Below are 15207 nucleotides of genomic sequence, written 5' to 3' on the forward strand. Positions count from 1 at the left end.
GGCGGCGCACCCGGGCCGGTTAGGGTGGCGGCCATGATCCGGAGCGACGGGACGGGGCCCGTACTGCGGTACGGCACCGCCGAGGAGGCCGGCCTGCTGCCGGGGCCGCTGGGCGAGCTGGTCGCCGTGGCCGAGCGGTTCCTGGGGCCGTCGCCGGCCCACCCCTGGTACGCGGGCGCGGTGGTGCTCGCCGGGCGCGGCTCGACGGTGGCGCTGCACCACGCCGTGGGCACGGCCGTGCGCTACTCGGCCTACGACGAGCGGACGGACACCGGCGTCGAGCTCCCTCCTGAGCGGCGGATCCCGATGGCCCGCGACACGGTCTTCGACCTCGCCTCCGTCTCCAAGCTGTTCACCTCGCTGCTCGTGGTGCGGCGGATCGAGCGGGGCACGCTGGAGCTGGAGGCCGAGGCGGCCGCGTATCTGCCGGAGTTCGCGGCGGCGGGCAAGGGGGCCGTCACCGTACGGCAGTTGCTCACCCACACCTCGGGGCTGCGCGCCTGGCTCCCGCTGTACGAGGAGCCGACGTACGAGGGGAAGCTGCGGCTGCTGTGGGACGAGAGGCCCGAGCGGCCACCGGGGAGCGCGTACCGCTACTCCGACCTCAATCTCCTCGCGCTCCAGGTGCTCTTGGAACGGATCACCGCTCGCACTCTGGACGACCTGCTCCACGACGAGATCACTGCTCCACTCGGGATGCACCGCACTCGCTACAACCCGCCCGCCTCCTGGCGATCCGGCACCGCCGCGACCGAGGACGCCAGAAAGCCCTGGTCGGGGCTTGAGCGGGGGCTGGTATGGGGCGAGGTCCACGACGAGAACGCGTTCGCGCTCGGCGGGGTCGCCGGGCACGCCGGAGTGTTCTCGACCGCCTGGGACCTCGCGGCCCTGGCCCGCACGCTCCTGAACGGCGGCGCGTACGGCCCCGCCCGCATCCTCCGCCCCGCCTCGGTCGAGCTGCTCTTCACCGACTTCAACACCGCCTTCCCCGGCGACGCGCACGGCCTCGGCTTCGAGCTCGACCAGCGCTGGTACATGGGCGCGCTCGCCTCCCCGCGCACGGCGGGCCACACGGGCTTCACCGGCACCAGCCTCGTCATCGCCCCGGACACCGACACGTTCCTGGTGATCCTCGCCAACTCCGTTCATCCGGTACGGAGTTGGCGATCCGGCTCGGCGCCGCGCATGGCCCTGGCCGACGCCCTGGCCCGGGCGATCGCGCGCTGAGAGCCTGTCGGCCGGTCCTACCTCCCCAGCACCGCCATCGCCGCGTTGTGGCCCGGGATGCCGCTGACCCCGCCGCCCCGGACCGCACCCGCCCCGCACAGCAGGACGTTCGGGTGTGCGGTCTCCACGCCCCAGCGCCCGGCGGACTCCTGCGCGTACGGGAAGGCGAGCGGGCGGTGGAAGATGTTGCCGCCGGGCAGCCGCAGCTCCCGTTCCAGGTCGAGCGGGGTCTTCGCCTCGATGCAGGGCCGCCCGTCGGCGTCGGTGGCCAGGCAGTCCGCGAGCGGCTCGGCCAGGTGCGCGTCCAACTGGGCCAGCGTCGCCTCCAGCAGCACCTCGCGCGTCTTGTCGTGGTCTTTGGCGGTGCCCGCGAACAGCCGTGCCGGGGTGTGCAGCCCGAACAGCGTCAGCGTCTGGTAGCCGCGCCGCGCCAGGTCCGGGCCGAGGATCGACGGGTCGGTGAGCGAGTGGCAGTAGATCTCGGAGGGAGGCGCCGTCGGCAGCTCGCCCGCCGCGGCCTGCGCGTACGCGGCCGCCAGCGCCCCGTACCCCTCACCGATGTGGAAGGTCCCGGCGAACGCCTCGCGCGGGTCGACCGACGTGTCCTTCAGCCGGGGCAGCCGGGTGAGCAGCATGTTGACCTTGAGCTGGGCGCCCTCGGCGCGCTCCGGGGCCGTGGTGCCGGTGAGCGCGGCCAGGGCCTCGGGCGAGGCGTTGACGAGGACGTGCCGGGCCGTGACCGTGCCCTCGCCCGACGCCGTACGGAAGTCGACCTCGGCCTCGCGGCCGTCGGTGCGCAGCGCGGTCGCCTCGTGCCCGGTGACGATCTCCGCGCCGGCCGCTAGTGCGGCGCCCGCGAGCGCGTCGGTGAAGGCGCCCATCCCGCCCACCGGTACGTCCCAGTCGCCGGTGCCGCCGCCGATCACGTGGTAGAGGAAGCAGCGGTTCTGGGCGAGGGAGGGGTCGTGGGCGTCGGCGAAGGTGCCGATGAGGGCGTCGGTGAGGACGACGCCGCGCACCAGGTCGTCGCCGAACCGCTCCTCCACGGCGACGCCGATCGGCTCCTCGAAGAGCACCCGCCACGCCGTGTCGTCCCCGAGGCGCTCGCGCAGGGCCGCGCGGGTGGGCAGCGGCTCGGTCAGTGTGGGGAAGATCCGCTCGGCGGCCCGCCGGGTCATCCCGTAGAACGCCTCCCAGGCCGTGTGTGCGGCGTCGGAGCCGGTCAGGCGGCGGAACGAGGCTCGGGTGCGCTCCTCGCCGCCGCCGACGAGCAGCCCGGTGGGGCGTCCGTCGCGTACCACCGGCGTGTACGAGGAGACGGTCCGCTTGCGGACGGCGAAGCGCAGTCCCAGATCGTCCACGATCTTCTGCGGCAGCAGCGAGACGAGGTAGGAGTAGCGCGAGAGCCGGGCGTCGACGCCCGCGAAGGGGCTGGTCGAGACGGCCGCGCCGCCGGTGTGGCCGAGGCGCTCCAGGACCAGCACCGACTTGCCGGCGCGGGCGAGGTAGGCGGCGGCCACCAGGCCGTTGTGGCCTCCGCCGACGATCACGGTGTCGTACACCTGGTGTGCGGGCATGGCCCTTCCTAGCACGCGCCGATCACCGGCGGCCAGGGCGGCGCCGGTGCCCCGCCGCCCGCGCCGCCCGCTACCGCCCCGGGCGCCCGCTCTCCTGCCTCAGCACCGCGACCCGCCGGTACAGGGCCGCCGCCTCGGCGCCGCGCCCCAGCTGCTCCAGACAGTGGGCCTCGTCGTTCCGGCTCGCCAGGGCGTCGGGGTGGGTGGCGCCGAGGACCCGCTCCCGGGCGTCCGCGACCTGCCGGTAGACCGTGAGCGCCTGCGCCCACCGACCGAGCCAGCCGAGCGCGACGGCGATCTCCCGTCGGCTGACCAGGGTGTCGCGGTGGTCGGGGCCGAACACGCGCTCGCGCCGCGCGCCCACGTCACGGGCCTCGGCCAGGGCCTCCTCCCAGCGGGCGAGGCGCCCGAGGTTGACGCCGAGGCCGTGGCGGGCGCGCAGGGTCTCGGGGTCCTCGGGGCCGTCGACGCGGGTGCGGTCGTCGACGAGCACCCGGTACAGCTCCAGCGCCTCGGCGCTGCGGCCGAGGCGGCCGAGGGCGATGCCGACCTCGTACCGGGTGGCGAGCGTGTCGGGATGGTCGGCCCCGAGCGCGGTCGCGCGCGCCGAGGCGACCTCGCGATAGAGCTGCAACGCCTCGACCCAGCGTCCCGACTGGCCGAGCACATAGGCGACTTCGGACCGGGAGACCAGGGTGTCGGGATGGCCCGCGCCGAGCACGCGCGCGCGGTCGGCGGCGACCTCGCGCGCCATGGCGTGCGCCTCCTCCAGACGGCCGAGGCGCCCCAGGTTGAAGGCGAGGTTGTGGCGGCAGCGCAGGGTGGCCGGGTGGTCGGCTCCCATGACGCGCTCCCGGGCGGCGAGCACCGAGGAGTACACCTGGTGCGCCTCGAAGTGGCGCCCGAGGCGGCCCAGGACGTACGCGGTCTCCTGGCGGGCGTCGAGCGTGCCCGGGTCGTCGGGTCCGAGCGCGCGGGCCCGGGCCTGGGCGACCAGGCCGAACTCGCGCAGCGCGTCGGCCTCGCGCCCGGTCCGGCTCAGGGCGAAGGCCACCTCGTACTGGCTGACCAGGGTGTCGGGGTGGTCGGGGCCCAGCGTCTGGGCGCGTTCGGCGGCGACCGCGCGGTGCACCTCGCCCGCCTCCGCCCAGTGGCCGGCGCGAACCAGGGCCAGCCCCTCGCGGTGCCGGTCGTCGAGCGCGGCCAGGAGCTCGGGCGGGGGCGGCGGCGGCCGGTCGGGTTGGGGCGGGGCGGGCGGCAGGGCGGTCGTCCACGCGCCGGTGAGGCTGGCGTCGGGGTCGGGCGGGGCGGGGTCCGGCGGGGTGGAGCCGGTCGCCTTGTGGCCGGTGGTCATCCCGCGTGCCCAGGACGGCAGCCCGCGCAGCCCCACGGGCTGCGGCGCCACCAAGGAGGGGAGGGCCGGGGCAGGGACGAGCCCGCGCCCGGCGGCCAGCCGCCGCACCAGCTCCCTCGCGTCCTGGGGCCGCGAGCCGGGCTCCTTGGCGAGCAGGTCGAGCACGATCTCCTCGAAGAACACGGGGAGTTCGGCGCGCGTGGCGCGCGGGGGCACGGGCGCGGTGTCGCGGTGGCCGACGAGGATCGCCCAGGCGTCGTCGAGGTCGAACGGCGGCGCCCCGGTGGCCAGTTCGTACAGCACGCACCCCAGCGAGTACAGGTCGCTGCGGTGGTCGACGGGGGCGCCGCCGATCTGCTCGGGCGACATGTAGTGCGGGGTGCCCATGGCGATGCCGGTGCCGGTGAGCCGGGAGGTGAACCCGATGTCGGCGCCGAGGCGGGCGATCCCGAAGTCCAGGATCTTCACCGTGCCGTCCGGCAGCCGCATGATGTTGGCGGGCTTCAAGTCCCGGTGGACGATGCCCTGTTGATGGGTGTAGGCGAGGGCCGAGGACAGCTGCTCGGCGATGTCCACGACGTCCGGCACCGGCAGCGGGTGGCCCTTGTCGTCCTGGAGGAGCTGGCTCAGGTTGCGGCCGTCGAGCAGCTCCATGACGAGATAGAGCCCACCCTCGTACTCCCCGAAGTCATGGACGACCGTGACGCCGCGGTGCTGGAGCGCGGCCGCGACCCGCGCCTCGCGCCGGAAGCGCTCGCGGTGCACCCGGGCGAACGACTGGTCGTGCTGCGGCCCCAGCGGCTTGAGGCACTTGACGGCGACCCGCCGCCCCAGTGATTCGTCGCGGGCCGCCCACACCTCGCCCATGCCGCCGCGCCCGATCAGCTCCAGCAGCCGGTACCGGCCGTGGATCAGCCTGGTGTCCGCCATCGCGCGATGTCGCCCCCGTCACGTCACTCCGCTGCGCCCTCCCCGGCTCCCTCCAGTATGGCCGCCTGTCTGCGGAGTGTGTACGGCGAGGGGCGCGTTCCCGGCCCCATCCGGTCGACCGCGCGCAGAATGTGCTTCGGCGGCAGCTGCCAGCGGACGGTCGGCGGAATGCGGCGCAGCAGGCGCCCGGTGGCGGCGAGCCGCCGGGTGACCTCGGGCGGGCCGGGCGCGGGTCGCCCGTACAACTCGTGGGCGTACGGGGGCAGCGCGTCGTAGGCGAGTCTCGCCACGCGCTGCCACAGCACCGCGCGCGCCGGTGCCAGCAGCGGGTGGACGGGCGGCCGCCGCAGAAAGGCGTCCACGTCGCGCGCGTCGGCACCGGCGGCGAGTTCGGGCCGTATGTCCGCGAAGTAGGCGGCGAGCTGCGCGGTGGACGCCGGGACGGCGGCGGGGTCGAGCCCGATGAGCCGGGCGGCCTCGCGCTGCTCGTCCACATAGCGCTCGGCCTGCGCGTCGCTGAGCGGATACCCCGATCGGCGCGCGACGTGCAGATAGCTGTCGACCTCCGCGCAGTGCACCCACAGCAGCAGCGCGGGATCGTCGATCCGGAACCGCTCCCCCGTGACGGGGTCGTCGGCTTTCAGAAACCCGTGAATGCGCCGCACCCGGGCACCCGCACGCTCCGCGTCGTCCTTCGTCCCGTACGAGATGGTCGCCACGAACCGGGCGGTGCGCAGCAGCCGCCCCCAGGTGTCCTTGCGGATGTCGCTGTTCTGCATGACCCCGCGCACGGCGCGCGGATGCAGGGCCTGAAGGTACAGCGCCCGCACCCCGGCGACCCACATGATCGGGTCGCCGTGCAGCTGCCAGGTCACCGACTCGGGGCCGAAGTAGCCGGGGTCGGGTGCGGTGGACGGGGGGCTGGGTTCGGGCATGCGGCGCCACCTTCCTGTAGGGCCAGGCTATCGGCGCACCCGCGGCATCCCCAGACCGATCCAGGAGATGATTTCGCGCTGGATCTCGTTGTTGCCGCCGCCGAAGGTGAAGATCACGGCCGAGCGGTAGCCGCGCTCCAGTTCGCCGTGGAGCACCGCGCCCGCCGAGCCCTCCTTCATGGGGCCCGCGGCGCCGACGATCTCCATGAGCCAGGCGTACGCGTCACGGCGGGCCTCCGAGCCGTACACCTTGACGGCCGAGGCGTCCTGCGGGGTGAGGGTGCCCTCCTGGACGGCGTTCACCATCTGCCAGTTGAGGAGTTTCATCGCGTCGAGCCTGGTGTGGGTGCGGGCGAGGCGGCCGCGTACCCAGCCGAGGTCGATGACGCGGCGGCCGTCGGCGAGCTTGGTGTCGGCGGCCCAGCGCTGGACGTCGTGCAGGGCGCGGATCGCCATGGTGCCGTGCGCGGCGAGCGTGACGCGTTCGTGGTTGAGCTGGTTGGTGATCAGCCGCCAGCCGTTGTTCTCCTCGCCGACGCGGCGGGAGACGGGGACGCGGATGTTCTCGTAGTAGCTGGCGGTGGTGTCGTGCGAGGCGAGCGTGTTGATGACCGTGCAGGAGTAGCCGGGGTCGGAGGTCGGCACGAGGAGCATGGAGATGCCCTTGTGCGGCGGCGCGCCGGGGTCGGTGCGCACGGCCAGCCAGACCCAGTCGGCGGTGTCGCCGTTGGTGGTCCAGATCTTCTGGCCGTTGACCGTGTAGTGGCCGGTGGCCTCGTCGCCGTCCCGCACCGCCCTCGTCTTGAGCGCGGCCAGGTCCGTGCCCGCGTCGGGCTCGCTGTAGCCGATGGCGAAGTCGATCTCACCGGAGAGGATCTTCGGCAGGAAGTACGCCTTCTGCTCGTCCGTGCCGAACCGCATCAGGGTCGGGCCGACCGTGTTCAGCGCCATCAGCGGCAGCGGCACCCCGCCCTGGGCGGCCTCGTCGAAGAAGATGAACTGCTCCATCGGGCTCAGTCCGCGCCCGCCGTACTCCTCGGGCCAGCCCACCCCCAGCCAGCCGTCCGCGCCGAGGCGGCGCACGGTGTCGCGGTAGAAGCGCTTCTGGGTGGCGGGGTCGGTATGGCGGGCGTACGCGTGGTCGGGTACCAGCTCGGCGAAATAGGCGCGCAGCTCGGCGCGGAGCCGCTGCTGCTCGGGCGTGTATTCGAGGTGCACGGGCCCCTCCAGGCTGGTCACGGTCCGTCACTGTGCGCGTGGCTGTACATCGCTGTACGTCGTGCGAGCGGGCACACAGTAGAACGTGTTCCAAGAATCTGGAAGGGCGGTGCGGTGGGGAGTGGAGCCGTCCCCTCGGCGGGTCACCCGTTCGTCTCCATACGGTCGCCGCGCGCCCGGGGCGCGGCCAGCATGACGAGGGCGTACCCGAGGCCGCCCACAGGACCCGACGGCCTTCCCCGCTCAGGACCCCCGGAGGCCCCCATGACCAGCGCCCGCGATCTGATGACCGTCGACGTCCGCTGCATCCCGGCGAGCGAAACCCTCGACCGTGCCGCCCAGTTGATGCGGGACCACAACATCGGCGCGCTGCCCGTGAAGGGCAGCGACGGCACACTGACGGGCATCGTCACGGACCGCGACATCGTGGTGAAGGTCCTCGCCGCCGGGAAGGACGCGGCCGACGTGACGGCCGGCGACCTCGCCGACGGCAAGCCGCGTACGGTCTCCGCCGACGCGGACGCGGCCGAGGCGGTGCGGGTGATGAGCGACGCGCGCATCCGCCGCCTCGTCGTCGTGGACGACGGCGAGCCGGTCGGTGTGATCACCGAGGCGGATCTGGCCCGGCACCTCCCTGCGGACCAGTTCGCCTCGTTCGCGAGCAGCGTCTACGCGGAGGCCTGAGCCCGAAGGGGCGAGGGCCACGCCTCCGCGAGCGGGTCAGGGCAGCAGCTTGTCGATCGCCGCGCGGCCGTCCTCCGCCAGTCGGCGCTCCGCCCACGCCATGCTCTTCGGGTTGATGTCGCGCCCCGACGCGAGCACCAGGTCCTCGGCGGTGACCTCACCGCCCGAACCGGTGTGCAGCAGTGCGTCCGGGGTGATCCCCTCCCGCTTCGGCGCGGGATCGGACTGAGCGTTCATGCCGCCTCCTCATTAGTCCGGCGTGGCTCCATTCTGGTACCCGGTCCCGCAGAACGCATCCGCCCCAGAAATGTCACCCGTACGGCCCGGCCCCCGGCCCCGCCGATGGCGTCCTCCGGGCCCTGCCGCCGCACGCGCTCGCGGGCCGGGTGACCCGTGTTCCCGGCCCTTCGAGGGCCCGCCGCGGGCCCCTCGGCGGGCCGCACGGACACGTCCGCGAAAGTCACCCGTACGACACGCCGGAGCCGGGAACCAGCCGCCGCGCTCACCGCGTTCTCCCCACAGCAACGCGGTACGACGTTGCGGAACGCAGCGCAACACAGGAGCGCGGCGCGGTGGCGGACCGCGGCGGGCCCGTGGACAGGTGGTGTCGATGAGCGAGCTGGTTCCCGGGGGCAACCGGCCCCTTCCGGACGGCGTTCTGACGATCGGCGTGCCGGGGCCCTTCGATCTGTCGGTGCTGATCACCGACGACACCGGAAAGGTCGGCGGCGACGCCGACTTCGTCTTCTACAACCAGCCGTCCGCGCCCGGCACCCGTCTCGACGACGACGTCATCACGGTCGACCCGAACCGGCTGCGGGCCGGGGCGAGCCGGCTGACCGTGGTCGTCAGCCCCGCCGAGCCGGGCGTTCCGCTCGGCCGGCTGCCGGTGCCGAGCCTGCGGCTCAGCGGTCCCGGCGGCGAGATCCTGGCCCGGTTCACACCGCCGAGGCCGGAGCGGGAGACCGTGCTGCTGCTGGCCGAGATCTACCGCCGGGGCACCGGCTGGAAGGTGCGCGCGCTGGGGCAGGGGTACGCGGACGGCCTCGCGGGGGTGGCCCGCGACTTCGGGGTGGACGTGGCCGACGACGACCCGCCGCCGCACGCGCCCACCGTCCAGCTGCCCACCGCGGCGATATCGCTCCCCGCCGCGCGGCGGTCGGAGGCCGAACAGGGCGACGGCTTCGGCGGGTTGGTCAACGCCGAGCGGGTCCGGGCCGGGGCCCCGCCGGTGACGGTCGACGGACGGCTGACCTCGGCCGCCGAGTCGCACGCCGCGACCATGGCCGCCCAGGGCCGCCTCAGCGTGGAGAGCCCGGACGGTATGTCGGTCTTCCAGCGGGTGACCACGCGGGGGTACGCGTATCTGAGCATCGCCGAGCATCTGGTGTCGGGGCCGCGCACACCGGCCGAGTTCCTGGCGTACTGCCTGGAGGACGCGCACACCCGGCGCCCGCTGCGGGACGCCGCCTTCACGGAGGCAGGCATCGGCCGTGCCACCGACGACCGTACGGGCGAGGTGTACTGGACGGCGCTGTGGGCCAGGCCATTCAGCGGGGACGGGCTGCACCGGACGGTGTCCGAAGTGGTCGCGCTCACCAACGGCCGCCGTGTCACGGCCGGACTGCGCCCGCTGGCGGACGACACCCGCCTGGGCTCGGCAGCCCAGGCGTACAGCGCGGACATGGCGGCGCGCGGCTTCTACTCCCACACCTCGCCGGAGGGCCTGGAGCCGTGGGACCGGGCCCGGGCGGCCGGAGCGGCGCACCGGGGCATCGGCGAGAACATCGCGTGCGGGCAGCGCACGGCGGCCGAGGTGGTGGAGGGCTGGATGAACAGCCCGGGCCACCGCGCCAACATCCTCAAGCCCGACTTCACCCACATAGGCGTCGGCTTCGCGGGCGGCGGCCGCGCGGGCACGTACTGGACGCAGCTGTTCGGCCTCGCCTGACGGTCGCGCAGGCCCCCTGGCTACTGGAGTGCGTCGGCTGAGGCGCCCGCCTGCCGGGCCGCCACCTCCGCCAGGCCCACGGGGCGGTCCAGCGTGCCCAGCAGGCTGACGAAGCTGGACTCCAGGAACGCCGTCAGCTCCTCGCGCGCGCCCGGTTCCGCCACCGGCCAGCCGGTCACCGCCTCCTCGGCGAACGCCATCCAGCCGCGGGAGGCGATGTCGAGCCGGGGCGACTCCGGCATGCCCATGCGCCGCTGGGCGTCGACGACATGGCGGGCCACCGCCTCGCGGGTCTCGCCCAGGATGTCCGCGACCGCCGGGTGGCTGCCGGACGCGCCCCTGACCAGAGCCAGATAGACCTGCCGGTGCTCCAGTACGTAGGCGACGAACCCGTCGATGAACGCTTGCAGCCAGGCGACCGGCGGCAGGGCCGGGTCCGGCTCCACCGCCTCGATGAAGCGTGCGCACTCCTTGGCCACCACCGCGCGGTAGAAGTCGCGCTTGGAGTCGAAGTAGTGGAAGAGCAGGCCCCGCGAGATCCCGGCCCGGCGGGCGACCTCGTCCGTGGACAGCTCGTCGAGCGAGCGGTCGGCGAGCATCTCCAGTCCGATGTCGACCAGCTGGGTCCTGCGTTGGTCGGGGGTCAGGCGGGTGATGCGCTTTCCGGACATGCCCGCAGTGTACGAGCGGTCGAGGCGCCGCGCGCCGAGGCGGGGCGCTGGACGGACAGCGCTATTGACAAGCGCTCAACAACAGTCGTACAACGTTATTGAGCATTGCTTAACAACACCGACTCAGGCTCAGGCTCGGCATCCCGACCCCCCGCCTGCCGCCTGCCGAGCCCGCACCCCGTCCGGGCACTGAGGAGACCGCCATGCGCACCATGCGCGCCGCACGATTCCACCCCGCCTCCGGCAAGCTCGGCGTCGAGGAGGTGCCGGTCCCCGTGCCCGGCCCCGGCGAGGCCCTGGTCAAGGTCGCCGCCTGCGGAATCTGCCACTCCGACCTGAGTCTCCTGAACGGCGTCTTCCACACCGACCTGCCGTCCATCACCCCGGGCCACGAGGCCTCCGGCACCATCGACGAGCTGGGCTCGCCGGTCCCGGGCTGGCAGCGGGGCGACCGGGTCGTGGCGCACGCGGGGCGCGCCTGCGGCTCCTGCCCCGCCTGTGTGTCGGGCATGGCGATCGACGACTGCGAGCGCGTGCAGATCATGGCGTTCGACTACGACGGCGCCTGGGCCGAGTACGTACTGGTCCCGGTCGCCGCGCTGGTCCGCGTCCCCGACTCCATCCCGCTGGAGCGGGCGGCGATCCTCGCGGACGCCGTCTCCACGCCGTACGCGGCGGTGATCGACACGGCCGCGGTCCGCCCGGCCGAGAGCGTCGGCGTCTGGGGCCTCGGCGGCATCGGTACGCATGCGCTCCAGGCCGCCCGGCTGGCCGGAGCCGCTCCGGTGATCGGCCTCGACCCGCTGCCCGCGGCCCGCGAGCGCGCCCTCGAACTGGGCGCCGACCACACCGTGGACCCCACCGCCGAGGACGCCCTCGACCGGATCGCCGAACTCACCGGCGGCCGGGGCCTGAAGGTCGCGATCGACGCGGTCGGCCGCGCGGGGACCATCGCCCAGGCCAACCGCGCCCTGGGGCACCGGGGTCGGCTGGTACTGGTCGGCATGTCCATGGACAGGGTCGAGCTGGGCCCGCTGGCCGCCTTCACCCGCGACCGGCACTCGGTGACGGGTCACCTCGGCTATCGCAAGGAGCACATCGAGCAGCTCGTCGACCTGGTGGCCGCGGGCCGCCTCGACATCAGCCGCTCGATCAGCGCCGAACTCCCGCTCTCGGAGATAGCGGAGGGCGTCCGCCGCCTGGAGCACAAGGAGGGCAACCCGATCCGGATCGTCATCCGACCCTGACCGGCCCGCCCCCCGCGCCACCGCCCCGACCCGCACCGCACCCCGCACGACCCCGTCCCCATACCGCCGCTTCGGCCCGCTCGGCCGTCGGCACCCCCCGATCCCCCGTCCCCGCGGGGCTCCAACCGCCGCCCACGCCTGCCGCTCAGGTGTGGGCGGCGGCGTGCGTCCCACGCCCCGTCACATGCTGATCACGAGGCGCGAAACCGGCCAGGTTTCTCGCGTGAGGGCCGCCACACCTTCGCCACCCCAGCAACAAAATCTTCACAGGATCGGCAGATTCCGTGAAGGATCTGCACTTTCGGCGAGCCGGGCGGGTGCGGACAGCAAGATCATCTTCGTTCAACATTGCACTTCGAATCTGGACATGTCCGCATTGAGCCCAACCTCTTTGGTGACGCTTTGCCGTTCCGTTGCCGGGCTGTAGGCATTTGTCAGGACGGTCCCCGACGGACGTCCCCGGCCATGACCAAGCCGGACGAAGGTCCGTCAACGACCCGTCAAGCGCGTTGACAGGGCCGCGACTTCACACTTCCGCGCCCTCGACGCCGCTGGACCACTACCGAGCAATGCCGAACCACTGGGGGTTACCCATGTCCCGACTCACCCGCCGCAGCGCGCTGGGCCTCACCGCGACCGCGGTGGCCGGCCTCGGCCTGGCCGGTACCGCCTACGCGGCGACCGCGAGCGAACCCGCCAACGGTGTCGTCCCCGCCGCGGGCGACGGCCACACCGGTCACATGGACGGCATGGACCACACGGGGCACAACACGCCTGCCCCGTTCGACGAGGTGTACCAGGGCCGCCGCATACAGGGCGCGCCCGCACAGGGAGGTGCGCACGGCGGCCACCACGGGGGCTACCAGGTGCGGATAGACGGCAAGGAACTGCACGTCATGCGGAACGGTGACGGCACCTGGATCAGCGTGATCAACCACTACGAGACGTTCGCGAACCCGCGCGCCGTGGCCCGCGCGGCCGTGGTGGAGCTCCAGGGCGCCACGCTCGTCCCGCTCGCCTGATCCTTCCGCCCCCGCACACGCACCCGCGCAGCACCACCATCTGGAGCATTTCCATGACCGTACGCAAGAACCAGGCGACGCTCACCTCCGACGAGAAGAAGCGTTTCGTCAATGCCGTCCTGACGCTGAAGCGCAACGGCAAGTACGACGCCTTCGTCACCACGCACAACGCATTCATCATGAGCGACGGCGACGACACCGACCGTGTGGGCCACCGCTCGCCGTCCTTCCTGCCGTGGCACCGCAGATTCCTCATAGAGTTCGAGCAGGCCCTCCAGTCCGTCGACTCGACCGTCGCGCTGCCCTACTGGGACTGGACCACCGACCGCACCGCCACCTCCTCGCTGTGGGCCGCGGACTTCCTCGGCGGCACCGGCCGCAGCCGCGACGGCCAGGTGATGGACGGGCCGTTCGCCTCCTCCGGCGGCCAGTGGGCCATCAACGTCCGGGTGGACGGCCGCAACTACCTGCGCCGCGCGCTCGGCGCGGGCGTGCCCCAGCTGCCCACCAAGGCCGAGGTCGACAGCGTCCTGGCCATGACGACGTATGACGAGGCGCCCTGGAACAGCCAGTCCACCGGCGGCTTCCGCAACCACCTGGAGGGCTGGCGCGGGGTCAACCTGCACAACCGCGTGCACGTCTGGGTCGGCGGCCAGATGGGCACCGGCGTCTCCCCCAACGACCCGGTCTTCTGGATGCACCACGCGTTCATAGACCGGCTCTGGGCGCAGTGGCAGGAGCGCCACCCGGCCTCGCCGTACCTCCCGGCCGCCGGGACGGCGAACGTGGTGGACCTGCGCGAAACCATGCGCCCGTGGAACAACGTGACGCCGGCGGACATGCTGGACCACAAGAAGTTCTATACGTTCGACGCCGCGTAGTGCGCGCCGTGCGGGCCCCGGGCGGATCCCCGCCCGGGGCCCGCACCGGCATTCCGGGGTGCGCGCGCCTCGTAAGCTCGGCCCCATGGACGTTCACGAATCAGTGCTCGAACTCGTCGGCGGCACCCCGCTGGTACGGCTGCGCACACCCGGCGGCGACGGGTCGGCCGCCCTCTACGCGAAGCTCGAATACCTCAGCGCCGGCGGCAGCGTGAAGGACCGGATCGGTCTGCACATGATCGAGCAGGCGGAGCGGGACGGGCTGCTGCGCCCCGGCGGCACCGTCGTCGAGGCGACCTCCGGCAACACCGGGGCCGGGCTCGCGATGGTGGCGGCGGCCAAGGGGTACCGGGCCGTCCTCGTCGTCCCCGACAAGACGAGCACCGAGAAGATCGCCACGCTGCGGGGGTACGGCGCGGAGGTGGTCGTCCGGCGCAGCGGGCTGCCCGCCGAGGACCCGGACAACGTGTTCAACACGGCGGCACGGATCGCCGAGGAGACGCCGGGCAGCTGGCTTGCCGGACAGTACGACAACCCGGCCAACCCGGGGGCGCACTACGCCACGACCGGCCCCGAGATCTGGCGCCAGACGGACGGCCGGGTCACGCATCTGGTGGCGTGCGTCGGCACCGGCGGGACGATCAGCGGTACGGGCCGCTACCTCAAGGAGGTCAGCGGCGGCGCGGTGCGCGTGACCGGGGCGGATCCGGTGGCGTCCGTCTACTCGGGCGGCGACGGCCGTCCGTACTTCGTCGAGGCGACCGGGCACGTCCGACACCCGGAGACCGTGGAGGACGTCTGGCCCACCTCCTACCACCAGGACGTGGTCGACGAGCTCCTCCCGGTGAGCGACCGGGACTCACTGCTGACGGTGCGTCAACTCGCCCGGGAGCAGGGCCTGATGGTCGGCGCCTCGGCCGGTCTCGCGGTGGCGGCCGCACAGCGGGTGGCCGCCGGGCTCGGCCCCGAGTCGCTGGTCGTGGTGATCCTGCCGGACTCGGGGCGCCAGTACCTCTCGAAGTACTTCAACGACGCGTGGCTGCTGCGGCTGGGGTTCCTCGACGGGGAGGAGGGGGCGGCGCGGGTCGGGGACGCGGTACGGGACTCCCCGCTGCACTATGTGAACCGGCTCAGCACCGCCGCCGAGGCGCTGGCCGCGCTGCGGGCCCTGCGCGACCTCGGCCTCCCGCCGGTCGTCCCGGCCGGGCCGTGCCCGGTGGGCCCGGACCGCGCGCCGACCGTCCCGGAGCTGGCGGGGTCCCTGTCGTTGGAAGCGCTGTCCGCCGCGCTGTCGGACGGCACGGTGAAGCCGGACACGCCGGTACGCGACCACCTCGGCGCACCGCTCCCCCACTTCGGGGTGGGCGAGCGGGCGGAGTCGGTGCTCGCGGAGCTGGAGGAGCGGGGGGCGGAGTTGGCGGTGGTGGTGCGGGATGGGCATGGGGTGGGGTTGGTGGGGCGGGCGGGGCTGCGCGCCCTGCTCTGATTGGGCCCCTCCCCGCCCCTTCCC

The 15207-nt window shown here is 73.5% G+C and carries 12 protein-coding genes and 1 pseudogene; 7 read left to right on the top strand and 6 right to left on the bottom strand.

Features of this window, described 5'->3' with window-relative positions:
• Positions 1 to 33: 33 nt before the first annotated feature.
• Positions 34 to 1218 (top strand): annotated as a pseudogene (locus OG965_RS07270) (serine hydrolase domain-containing protein); the annotation flags it as partial.
• A gap of 26 nt (positions 1219 to 1244) precedes the next feature.
• Here the strand turns inward: OG965_RS07270 and OG965_RS07275 are convergent.
• The 4 genes from OG965_RS07275 to OG965_RS07290 form a co-directional block, all read right to left on the bottom strand.
• Entirely contained in the window at positions 1245 to 2804 is a 1560-nt protein-coding gene (locus tag OG965_RS07275; RefSeq protein ID WP_371650337.1) for a phytoene desaturase family protein, read from the bottom strand.
• A gap of 70 nt (positions 2805 to 2874) precedes the next feature.
• Complete coding sequence (locus OG965_RS07280; RefSeq protein WP_371650339.1) at positions 2875 to 5088, bottom strand: tetratricopeptide repeat protein; 2214 nt, start codon at positions 5086 to 5088, stop codon at positions 2875 to 2877.
• 23 nt (positions 5089 to 5111) lie between these two features.
• Positions 5112 to 6023 carry an oxygenase MpaB family protein gene (locus OG965_RS07285; RefSeq protein WP_371650340.1) on the bottom strand — a complete coding sequence of 304 codons (912 nt, stop codon included), beginning with the start codon at positions 6021 to 6023 and terminating at the stop codon, positions 5112 to 5114.
• 27 nt (positions 6024 to 6050) lie between these two features.
• A complete protein-coding gene (locus OG965_RS07290) occupies positions 6051 to 7241 on the bottom strand; it encodes an acyl-CoA dehydrogenase family protein (protein ID WP_371656873.1) in 1191 nt (396 codons plus the stop codon).
• A gap of 264 nt (positions 7242 to 7505) precedes the next feature.
• Here OG965_RS07290 and OG965_RS07295 point away from each other — a divergent pair, with 264 nt between their 5' ends.
• The gene (locus OG965_RS07295; protein WP_371650342.1) at positions 7506 to 7925 is read left to right on the top strand and encodes a CBS domain-containing protein; all 420 of its coding nucleotides are present in this window, start codon (positions 7506 to 7508) and stop codon (positions 7923 to 7925) included.
• A gap of 36 nt (positions 7926 to 7961) precedes the next feature.
• Here OG965_RS07295 and OG965_RS07300 read toward each other — a convergent pair whose 3' ends face one another.
• Positions 7962 to 8162: a hypothetical protein gene (locus OG965_RS07300; protein ID WP_371650344.1), complete on the bottom strand. Its 201-nt coding sequence runs from the start codon at positions 8160 to 8162 to the stop codon at positions 7962 to 7964.
• Between the two features lie 373 nt (positions 8163 to 8535).
• Here OG965_RS07300 and OG965_RS07305 point away from each other — a divergent pair, with 373 nt between their 5' ends.
• A complete protein-coding gene (locus OG965_RS07305; protein WP_371650345.1) occupies positions 8536 to 9876 on the top strand; it encodes a CAP domain-containing protein in 1341 nt (446 codons plus the stop codon).
• 20 nt (positions 9877 to 9896) lie between these two features.
• Here the strand turns inward: OG965_RS07305 and OG965_RS07310 are convergent, their stop codons facing one another.
• Positions 9897 to 10547 (bottom strand): TetR/AcrR family transcriptional regulator, encoded by a 651-nt coding sequence (locus OG965_RS07310; RefSeq protein WP_371650347.1) that lies wholly within the window; start codon positions 10545 to 10547, stop codon positions 9897 to 9899.
• Positions 10548 to 10750: 203 nt separating this feature from the next.
• On the opposite strand from OG965_RS07310, the gene OG965_RS07315 reads away from it, so the two are divergent.
• The 4 genes from OG965_RS07315 (at position 10751) to OG965_RS07330 (ending at position 15183) form a co-directional block, all read left to right on the top strand.
• Positions 10751 to 11794, top strand: a complete 1044-nt coding sequence (locus tag OG965_RS07315) for a zinc-binding dehydrogenase (RefSeq protein ID WP_371650349.1) — start codon at positions 10751 to 10753, stop codon at positions 11792 to 11794.
• A gap of 593 nt (positions 11795 to 12387) precedes the next feature.
• Positions 12388 to 12816 (top strand): tyrosinase cofactor, encoded by a 429-nt coding sequence (locus OG965_RS07320; protein WP_371650351.1) that lies wholly within the window; start codon positions 12388 to 12390, stop codon positions 12814 to 12816.
• 53 nt (positions 12817 to 12869) lie between these two features.
• Entirely contained in the window at positions 12870 to 13697 is an 828-nt protein-coding gene (locus OG965_RS07325) for a tyrosinase family protein (RefSeq protein WP_371650353.1), read from the top strand.
• An 85-nt stretch (positions 13698 to 13782) separates the two neighbouring features.
• Positions 13783 to 15183 carry a pyridoxal-phosphate dependent enzyme gene (locus OG965_RS07330; RefSeq protein ID WP_371650355.1) on the top strand — a complete coding sequence of 467 codons (1401 nt, stop codon included), beginning with the start codon at positions 13783 to 13785 and terminating at the stop codon, positions 15181 to 15183.
• Positions 15184 to 15207 lie beyond the last annotated feature (24 nt).

Origin of the sequence: Streptomyces sp. NBC_00224 (genome assembly GCF_041435195.1) — a bacterium.
GTDB lineage: Bacteria > Actinomycetota > Actinomycetes > Streptomycetales > Streptomycetaceae > Streptomyces.

Bases quoted from the DNA above. Each gene is read 5' to 3' on its own strand.
- OG965_RS07275 (WP_371650337.1), bottom strand. From the start codon at position 2,804: ATGCCCGCACACCAGGTGTACGACACCGTGATCGTCGGCGGAGGCCAC.
- OG965_RS07280 (WP_371650339.1), bottom strand. From the start codon at position 5,088: ATGGCGGACACCAGGCTGATCCACGGCCGGTACCGGCTGCTGGAGCTG.
- OG965_RS07285 (WP_371650340.1), bottom strand. From the start codon at position 6,023: ATGCCCGAACCCAGCCCCCCGTCCACCGCACCCGACCCCGGCTACTTC.
- OG965_RS07295 (WP_371650342.1), top strand. From the start codon at position 7,506: ATGACCAGCGCCCGCGATCTGATGACCGTCGACGTCCGCTGCATCCCG.
- OG965_RS07300 (WP_371650344.1), bottom strand. From the start codon at position 8,162: ATGAACGCTCAGTCCGATCCCGCGCCGAAGCGGGAGGGGATCACCCCG.
- OG965_RS07305 (WP_371650345.1), top strand. From the start codon at position 8,536: ATGAGCGAGCTGGTTCCCGGGGGCAACCGGCCCCTTCCGGACGGCGTT.
- OG965_RS07310 (WP_371650347.1), bottom strand. From the start codon at position 10,547: ATGTCCGGAAAGCGCATCACCCGCCTGACCCCCGACCAACGCAGGACC.
- OG965_RS07315 (WP_371650349.1), top strand. From the start codon at position 10,751: ATGCGCACCATGCGCGCCGCACGATTCCACCCCGCCTCCGGCAAGCTC.
- OG965_RS07320 (WP_371650351.1), top strand. From the start codon at position 12,388: ATGTCCCGACTCACCCGCCGCAGCGCGCTGGGCCTCACCGCGACCGCG.
- OG965_RS07325 (WP_371650353.1), top strand. From the start codon at position 12,870: ATGACCGTACGCAAGAACCAGGCGACGCTCACCTCCGACGAGAAGAAG.
- OG965_RS07330 (WP_371650355.1), top strand. From the start codon at position 13,783: ATGGACGTTCACGAATCAGTGCTCGAACTCGTCGGCGGCACCCCGCTG.